The following is a 7,743-nucleotide window of genomic DNA, read 5'->3' as shown; positions in this document are numbered from 1 at the left end:
CCATATGTGCGGCCACGCCCTACCCGTCCAGGGACCGGTGGCGTACGCGATCGCGAGCGCGAGCGCCGAACTCGGCGACGGCCGCCCCTGGGGCGACTCGGGCACGCTGTGCCGGCTCTTCGGGCGCGAAGACCTCACCCCCCACCACTTCGGCGAGGCCCGGCTCGCCGGACGGTGCCGGCCGCGGCTGGAGCTGGCCCAGGATCGTCGCGCCGAAGGCGATGGGCATGCCGAGGAGTTGGAGGGGGGTGAGTGCCTGGTCGAGGGCCGCCCAGCCGACCACGGCCGCGGTCAGGGGGGAGAGGGGGCCGAGAAAGGTGACCTGGGTGGCGGAGAGGCGGCCGATGCCTCGGAACCAGAGGCAGTAGGAGATGGCGGTGTTGGCGAGGGCCAGGTAGAGGTAGCCGCCGATCGCCCGGCCGTCCAGGGCCGGGGGCGCGCCCTCGACGAGGAGGGCGAGCGGGGCGATCAGGAGGCCGCCTGCGGTCAGTTGCCATCCGGCGAGGGCGAGGGGGCCGACACCGGCCGGGCGGCCCCACCGCTTGGTGAGGACCGTGCCGGTGGACATGGAGGCGGTGGAGGCGAGCGCCGCGAGCAGGCCGACCGGGTCCAGCGCGCCCGCCGCCTTCAGTACGACCAGGCTGACGCCGAGGGCCGCGGCGATTCCGGTGAGCAGTGTTCGTACGGTCGGCCGCTCCCCCAGCAGCACGGTCGCCAGGCCCACGACGAACAGCGGGCCGATCGAGCCGACGACCGCCGCCATGCCGCCCGGCAGCCGGTACGCGGAGAGGAAGAGGAGCGGGAAGAAGGCGCCGATGTTCAGCGCGCCCAGCACCGCGGCCTTCCACCACCAGACCCCGCGCGGCAGCTTGCGCGAGATCGCCAGCAGCAGCAGCCCCGCCGGAAGCGCCCGCACCAGGCCCGTGAACAGGGGGCGGTCGGCCGGCAGGAACTCCGTGGTGACGGCGTAGGTGGTGCCCCAGGAGATGGGGGCGAGTGCGGTCAGGGCTATGAGGGGGAGACGATTCGCGGTGTGCGCGGCGTTCGCGGTCATGGGGCGCGCCCTTCCCGGCGTGAGAGACCACTGAATTAACTTGCTTTCGATTAGCTTAGCGCTAAGCAACTTTCCGTCAAGCTACTTTCTTGCGGCCGACCGACCCGCGCCGGATACTCACCCCATGAACGCGAGCCCCCACCCCCAGCGGTCCGAGCGGTCCGGGAAGGCTCAGGCCCTCCGCGACCCCGTCGACGCGATCATCGAGCAGTGGGCGGTCGCGCGGCCCGATCTCGACACCACCGCGATGGAGGTGTTCGGGCGCGTCTACCGGCTCTCGCGGGCGCTCGGCGACCGGATGGAGAAGGCGTACGCGCGGTTCGGGATCTCGCGCGGCGAGTTCGACGTGCTCGCGACCCTGCGGCGGTCCGGCGAGCCGTATGCGCTCTCGCCCCGCCAGCTCTCCGCGACCCTCATGCTCACCACCGGCGGTATGACCGGCCGCCTCGACAAACTCGAACGCGCGGACCTCCTCCGCCGCTCCCCCGACCCGCACGACCGCCGCGCCCTCCAGGTCACCCTCACCGACGAGGGCCTGCGGCTGATCGACGAGGCCGTCGGCGCGGGCCTGGCCGTGCAGACCGAGGCGCTGTCCCACCTGAACGACGAACAGGCCGGCCAACTGGCCGACCTGCTGAGGATGCTGGTGGTGGGAACCCGGGCGTGACCGAGGCTCAAGGAGTCGGCCGGGACGTGACACCGGCACCCCGCCACGCTGTCAGTGCTGGGTGGCCTTCGGCCTCGTAGGTGTCGGGAGGCCGGTGTTCATGCCCTGCCCGCCACCGCGATCGTCGCCCCGACCGTCACCCCCAGCCATCACCCCCAGTCGTCGCCCGGAACACGTCGAGGGCACCCCCGGCGCACAGGTGTGCGGGGGGGGTGCCCTCGATGGAACGTGTTGAGAAGGCGGAGCGGAGGCTGTCAGGCCTTGGCCTTGGCCTTCGGCTGACGGTCCGTCGACCCGTCCAGGACCCAGACCAGGCCGGCGATCACCGCGAACAGCGCGAGCGGCGCGACGACGTAGAGGCCCAGCGTCTCGATCACGCTGAGGCCCGGGCCCGGGTCGTCGCCGTCGTCGGGCGTCAGCGCGAGCGCGGGGGACGACATGAGCAGCATCATCAGCGTCGTACCGGCAGCCAGGGCGCCGGCGCGCAGGGCGTTGTTCTTGTCCACGCGCTAAAGGTAACGAACGTGGGTGAGCTTCGCTCGGCCGGGGGGGCCTAGCAGCTCGGGGTGCGTGCGGTCCGGCGGGTCCGGGTCGGGTGTGGTTGCTCGCGCAGTTCCCCGCGCCCCTGAAAAGCAGGGGCTGCGCCCCGTGCTTTTCAGGCCCGCCGGGCCTGGTCCTTCAGGGGCGCGGGGAACTGCGCGAGATGCCCCACCCACCCGCAGCCGCCAACACACCTCGCCCCCCGAGCCATTAGGCACCCGCGCCCCTCAGCACATCCACCAGGGCATACAGCCGAGGGGAGGCCGCCAGGTCCTCCAGCGTCACCGGGCGGCCGGACGCGTCGGCGATCGGCAGGCGCCAGTTCGGGTACTGGTCCCACGTGCCGGGGAGGTTCTGGGGGCGGCGGTCACCGAGGGTGTCGGGGAGCCAGAGGCCGATCATGCGGGCGGGGGTGCGGAGCAGGAAACGGTGGAGGGCCTGGATCCGGTCCTCCTCGGAGGTGGTGGAGATGCCTCCGCCGGCGCCGTTCAGCAGACCCAGCCGGGCAAGGAGGGCCAGCCATTCGCCCGCGTCGGCGGCGGCCTCGGCACGTTCCTCGTCCAGGGAGCGGGTGAGCAGGCCCAGGCCATGGCGGAGGTCGACGTGGTCGCAGGTCAGCCGGGAGGCGGTGGGCGGGAGGTCGTGGGTGGTGGCCGTCGCGAGGCAGTTCGCGCGCCAGCGTTCGGGCGGGAGGGGGCGGCCCGTGCCCTCCCAGTCACGTTCGAACCAGAGGACGGACGTGCCGAGGACACCACGGTCGTCGAGGGCCTCGCGGACGCCCGGCTCGACCGTACCGAGGTCCTCGCCGATCACCAGGGCACCGGCCCGTGAGGCCTCCAGGACCAGGATCGCGAGCATGGCGTCTCCGTCGTAGCGGACGTACGTGCCCTCGGTCGGGGCCTGGCCCTGCGGGACCCACCAGAGGCGGAACAGGCCCATGACGTGGTCGATGCGCAGGGCGCCCGCGTGGCGGAGGAGGGCGCGGAGGAGGAGGCGGTAGGGGGCGTAGCCGGACTCGGCGAGTCGGTCGGGGCGCCAGGGGGGCAGGCCCCAGTCCTGGCCTCGGGAGTTGAAGGCGTCGGGGGGCGCGCCGACGGACATGCCGGCCGCGAAGTACTCCTGCTGGGCCCAGGCGTCGGCGCCGCCCGGGTGGACGCCCACCGCCAGGTCGTGGACGAGGCCGACGGGCATGCCCGCGTCGCGGGCGGAGCGCTGTGCGGTGCCGAGCTGGGCGTCGGTCAGCCAGGCCAGGCGGGTGTGGAAGTCGACGCGGTCCATCAGCTCCCCCCGGGCGCGGGCGGTTTCGGCGGAGCGCGGGTCGCGCAGGCCCGTCGGCCAGCGCTGCCAGTCGGAGCCGTAGACCTCGGCGAGCGCGCACCAGGTGGCGTGGTCCTCCAGCGCCTCGCCCTCCTCGGCGAGGAAGTCCCAGTACGCGGCTCGCCGCCCGGGGCCGAGCGGCACGGCACGCACCAGCTCCAGCGCCTCGCGCTTGAGCTCCCACACCGCGTCCCGGTCGATCAGCTCGCCCTTGGCCAGGACGGATTGCCGCAGGAGCACGGCCCGTTCCAGCAGCGCGCCGACGCGGTCGCGCTCGTCGGGGGACGAGGAGGCAGCGGCGGAGGCGGCGGAGAGGGCGTACGGGTACTCCGGTACGTCCTCCACGCGCAGGTGGACCGGGTCGGGGTAGCGGCGGGAGGAGGGGCGGTACGGGGAGGGGTCGGTGGGGGCGCCGGGGACGGCCGCGTGCAGTGGGTTGACCTGCACGAATCCGGCGCCGAGGGCGCGGCCGGCCCAGGCGGTGAGTTCGGCGAGGTCGCCGAGGTCGCCCATGCCCCAGCTGCGCTGCGAGAGGAGGGAGTAGAGCTGGACGAGCAGACCGTACGTGCGGCCGGGCGGGGCGGGCAGCCGGGCCGGGGCCACGACGAGGTGGGCCTCGGCGGTGCGGCCGTCGGGGGTGGTGGCGCGCAGCGCGTGCACGCCCGGGGGGAGCTTCTCGACGCCGGAGCGGAGTTCGCCCTGCTCGGTCTCGACGCGCAGCCGGGTGCCGTCCGGCAGGGCGGCCAGCGCGGCGGGAGGCGCGCCGTCGGTCCAGCAGACCACGGTCGGCGGCAACAGCCGTTCACCCAGCTGCCGTTCGCGTGCCGCGAGGGCGGCGCTCACGGCCTCGGGGGTGCTCGCGTCGACGTCCAGCGCGGCGAGGGCGGCCACGACGGCGCCGTGCGAGGCCGCGACCGTACGGTCCGGGGAGGGACTGTAGGAGGCGGCGACGCCGTGCAGCGCGGCAAGCCGGGCCAGCGGCGTCTCGGGCATCGGGCTCGAACCCCCTGGATCTTCTTGCATCTAGACCCCCGATGCAGCGCCGTTGGACGTGGGTTCGCTGGTGAGAGGGGCCGCGTCGGTGAGGGGCGGCTCGCTGGTGAGGGGTTCGGCGTCGGGGAGCGGGGGCTCGCTGGTGAGGGGGACGTCGGCGCAGGGTCCCTCGGCGCTGAAGACGCAGACATGGGGCTCGTGGAGCTCGTAGGGCTCCGCCGTGCGTTTGGAGCGGGCCGGGGTCGGAAGGTGAGCCGGTGCGGCCACGGGGGCCTCCTTGTCGTCGTACGGCAATGGGGTGCGGGTCCGGGGTACTCCAGCCCTACCCAGCGGGCGCCGCCGCAGACGTGGGTGGGCGGACATCGTGGTTTTGGTCACTTGTGCGCCGGGGTCCCGGCTCCTCCGGCATCGGCCGTCGACGGGCCGTTCGGCCATCGGCGGGACCGCGTTCCCCCGATCACTATTCACTCAGTACATATACTCAGTGCATACTGATTCCCATGAGCACCCGTCACATCCTGTTGGGGCTGCTCGCCGGTGGGCCGAGCCATGGCTACGACCTCAAGCGACGGCACGACGAACGCTTTCCGCAGGCCCGCCCGCTGGCCTATGGGCAGGTCTACACGACCCTGCAGCGACTGGTCCGCGACGGGCTCGCCGAGATCGACGGCACCGAGGCGGACAGCGGTCCGGAGCGGACGATGTACCGCTCCACGGACGAGGGGGCACGCGAACTGGCCAGGTGGGCCGGGGAGATCACCGCGCCCGCGCCGTTCGTGACGAACGAGATCTTCGCCAAACTCGTCGTCTCGATCCTCGCCGACGGCGACCCGGCCGCCTACCTACGGGCGCAGCGCACCGCGCACATGAACCGGATGCGGGAGCTGACCGCCGTGAAGACCGCGCCGGGAGCCGATCTCGCGACCGTGCTCGCGGCGGACTACGCCCTCAACCATCTCGACGCCGATCTCCGCTGGATGAACACCACCACGGCCCGGCTGACCACCCTGACCGCGGAGGTCGACGCAGCATGAACGAGAAGAACACCAGCCCCGTGCCGCTGCTCGCGGCCCGCGGTCTCGTCAAGGAGCACGGCAGGACGCGGGCGCTGCGCGGCGCCTCGGTGGAGCTGCGCGAGGGCGAGATCCTCGCCGTCACCGGGGCCAGCGGCAGCGGGAAGTCCACGCTGCTGCACTGTCTCGCGGGCATCGTCCGGCCGGACGAGGGCTCGGTGGCGTACGCCGAGAAGCGGCTCGACCGGCTTCCCGAGAAGGAGCTGAGCGAGCTGCGGCGGACGGACTTCGGGGTCGTCTTCCAGTTCGGGCAGCTGATACCCGAGCTGACGGCCGTCGACAATGTCGCGCTGCCGCTGCTGCTGGCGGGGACCTCCCGGCAGGAGGCGCGGGCACGGGCCGGTGAGTGGCTGGAGCGGTTCGGCGTACGCGGACAGGAGGAGCAGCGGCCCGGTGAGATGAGCGGCGGCCAGGCGCAGCGGGTGTCGCTGGCGCGGGCGCTGGTGACGGGGCCGAAGGTGGTGTTCGCGGACGAGCCGACCGGGGCGCTGGACTCGCTGGCGAGCGAGCAGGTGATGGCGGTGCTGACGCACGCGGCCCGGGAGTCCGGCACGGCGGTGCTGCTGATCACGCACGACGCGCAGACCGCGGCGTACGCGGACCGTGAGGTCACGCTGAAGGACGGCGTCGTGGTCTCCGAGGCCGACGCGTCGCTGGAGGTGTCCCGGTGAACGCGCTGACGAACGATCTCCGCCTCGCCCTGCTGCTGACCCGGGGCTCCGACCGGCGCGAGTGGTGGCGGGTGGCGCTGACGGGGCTGGGGGCGGCGCTGGCGACGGCCTTCGGCCTGGCGGCGGGCGTGCTGGCCTCGTTGGAGGGCCACCACTCGGTGGACATGGCCGCCGGACTGCTGGACAACCCCGGTGAACGCTCCGGGGTGATCGTCACCCTGCTGTTCCTGCTGATACCCGTGCTCGGGTTCCTCGGCCAGTGCACCCGCGTGGGCGCCGTGCACCGGGACCGGCGGCTGGCCGGACTGCGGCTGGCCGGCGCGTCGGCGAACCAGGTGCGCCGGATCGCGGCGCTGGAGACGGGGGTGGCCTGTCTGGCGGGCTCGCTGGTCTCCACGGTGGCCTTCATGGTGTTCCTGCTGGGCGAGGGGCGGAGCCCCGGCGTCGTGGCCTGGCTCGTGATCGCGCTGGTGGCGCTGGGCGTGCCGGTGCTGGGCGCGGTCGCGAGTGTGCTGGCGCTGCGCCAGGTGGTGGCCTCGCCGCTGGGCTGGGTGCGCCGGGTGCGGCCGGGCACGGGCCGGGGGCCGGTGTGGGTGTTCCTGGGAGCGGTGGCACTGCTGGTGCTCGCGGCACTCGTCGCCGTCGCCAACACCAACAGGGACATGCCCGACTACTCGGCCGGCCAGGCTCCGCTGACCTTCTGCGGCGCGCTGCTCGCGGTGGGTGCGGTCGCGGTGCTGCTGTCCGGCGCGGTCTCGAAGCTCACCGGCCGGCTGCTCGCCGCGCGCACCGGGAACCCGGCGGTGCTGATCGCCGCCGAACGGCTGCGCGACGACCCGTGGGCCTCGGCCCGCACCCACGCGGCCGTCGTCATGGGGGCAGTGGTCGGCAGCGGGTTCCTCGGGATACGGCAGGGGATGCTCGCGCACATCGCCAAGTACGACCTGGCCGAGAGGAAGGAGTTCTACACGACCGGCCTGAACTTCACCGCCGCCGCCATCCTGGTCGGCTTCGCCGTCACCCTGTTCGGGCTGGCCGTAGGCACCGCCGAGTCGCTCGCCACCCGCCGCCGGGGCCTGGCCGCGCAGGTCGCCGCCGGGGTGCCGTACGAGGTGCTGCGCCGAGCGCTGCTGCTGGAGACCGCCCTGCCCCTGGCTCCGTCGGTGCTGGTCGCCGGCCTCGGCGGTACGGCGATCGGCGTCGGGTACGCCACGGCCGTGGGCGGCACCCTGGTCATCCCCTACGGCGCGTTCCTGGTCCCGCTCGCGGTCTACGGCGCCTGCCTCCTCGCGGCGGCCACGTCCCTGCCGCTGCTGCGCCGCACGGTCCGGCCCGCGGAGCTGCGGTACGCGTAGGGCCGCGAGGCCGCGATCCTCTTCGGCGGCCGGACCCGACACTCCGGGAGGTACGGGGGGTACTCCTGGGACG

8 protein-coding genes are annotated in these 7,743 nt (G+C 73.7%); 4 read left to right on the top strand and 4 right to left on the bottom strand.

Features of this window, described 5'->3' with window-relative positions:
• Positions 1–19: 19 nt before the first annotated feature.
• Positions 20–1,054, bottom strand: coding sequence for an EamA family transporter (locus ACFU53_RS44735; protein ID WP_384005730.1), 1,035 nt, complete (start codon positions 1,052–1,054; stop codon positions 20–22).
• A 124-nt stretch (positions 1,055–1,178) separates the two neighbouring features.
• Here ACFU53_RS44735 and ACFU53_RS44730 point away from each other — a divergent pair, with 124 nt between their 5' ends.
• Positions 1,179–1,721, top strand: coding sequence for a MarR family winged helix-turn-helix transcriptional regulator (locus ACFU53_RS44730; protein ID WP_384005728.1), 543 nt, complete (start codon positions 1,179–1,181; stop codon positions 1,719–1,721).
• Between the two features lie 254 nt (positions 1,722–1,975).
• Here ACFU53_RS44730 and ACFU53_RS44725 read toward each other — a convergent pair whose 3' ends face one another.
• The 3 genes from ACFU53_RS44725 to ACFU53_RS44715 form a co-directional block, all read right to left on the bottom strand.
• Positions 1,976–2,227, bottom strand: a complete 252-nt coding sequence (locus ACFU53_RS44725) for a hypothetical protein (protein WP_384005727.1) — start codon at positions 2,225–2,227, stop codon at positions 1,976–1,978.
• A 244-nt stretch (positions 2,228–2,471) separates the two neighbouring features.
• Positions 2,472–4,571 carry a 4-alpha-glucanotransferase gene (malQ, locus tag ACFU53_RS44720; RefSeq protein WP_384005725.1) on the bottom strand — a complete coding sequence of 700 codons (2,100 nt, stop codon included), beginning with the start codon at positions 4,569–4,571 and terminating at the stop codon, positions 2,472–2,474.
• Positions 4,572–4,601: 30 nt separating this feature from the next.
• Positions 4,602–4,838 (bottom strand): hypothetical protein, encoded by a 237-nt coding sequence (locus ACFU53_RS44715; protein WP_086754011.1) that lies wholly within the window; start codon positions 4,836–4,838, stop codon positions 4,602–4,604.
• 233 nt (positions 4,839–5,071) lie between these two features.
• On the opposite strand from ACFU53_RS44715, the gene ACFU53_RS44710 reads away from it, so the two are divergent.
• From ACFU53_RS44710 to ACFU53_RS44700, 3 genes are read left to right on the top strand one after another with little or no spacing between them, the layout of a single operon-like run.
• Positions 5,072–5,605 carry a PadR family transcriptional regulator gene (locus tag ACFU53_RS44710; protein WP_384005722.1) on the top strand — a complete coding sequence of 178 codons (534 nt, stop codon included), beginning with the start codon at positions 5,072–5,074 and terminating at the stop codon, positions 5,603–5,605.
• Entirely contained in the window at positions 5,602–6,315 is a 714-nt protein-coding gene (locus ACFU53_RS44705; protein ID WP_384005720.1) for an ABC transporter ATP-binding protein, read from the top strand. The genes ACFU53_RS44710 and ACFU53_RS44705 overlap by 4 nt, the downstream gene beginning before the upstream one ends.
• Positions 6,312–7,670 (top strand): ABC transporter permease, encoded by a 1,359-nt coding sequence (locus ACFU53_RS44700; RefSeq protein ID WP_384005718.1) that lies wholly within the window; start codon positions 6,312–6,314, stop codon positions 7,668–7,670. The genes ACFU53_RS44705 and ACFU53_RS44700 overlap by 4 nt, the downstream gene beginning before the upstream one ends.
• Positions 7,671–7,743 lie beyond the last annotated feature (73 nt).

Source organism: Streptomyces sp. NPDC057474, assembly GCF_042802555.1.
In the GTDB taxonomy this organism is placed as follows: Bacteria; Actinomycetota; Actinomycetes; order Streptomycetales; family Streptomycetaceae; genus Streptomyces.
This window is presented reverse-complemented; position numbering and strand designations above follow the sequence as displayed.

What these genes read in the sequence shown, in the direction of transcription:
- ACFU53_RS44735 (WP_384005730.1), bottom strand. Translation starts at nt 1,054, where the DNA reads ATGACCGCGAACGCCGCGCACACCGCGAATCGTCTCCCCCTCATAGCC.
- ACFU53_RS44730 (WP_384005728.1), top strand. Translation starts at nt 1,179, where the DNA reads ATGAACGCGAGCCCCCACCCCCAGCGGTCCGAGCGGTCCGGGAAGGCT.
- malQ (WP_384005725.1), bottom strand. Translation starts at nt 4,571, where the DNA reads ATGCCCGAGACGCCGCTGGCCCGGCTTGCCGCGCTGCACGGCGTCGCC.
- ACFU53_RS44710 (WP_384005722.1), top strand. Translation starts at nt 5,072, where the DNA reads ATGAGCACCCGTCACATCCTGTTGGGGCTGCTCGCCGGTGGGCCGAGC.
- ACFU53_RS44705 (WP_384005720.1), top strand. Translation starts at nt 5,602, where the DNA reads ATGAACGAGAAGAACACCAGCCCCGTGCCGCTGCTCGCGGCCCGCGGT.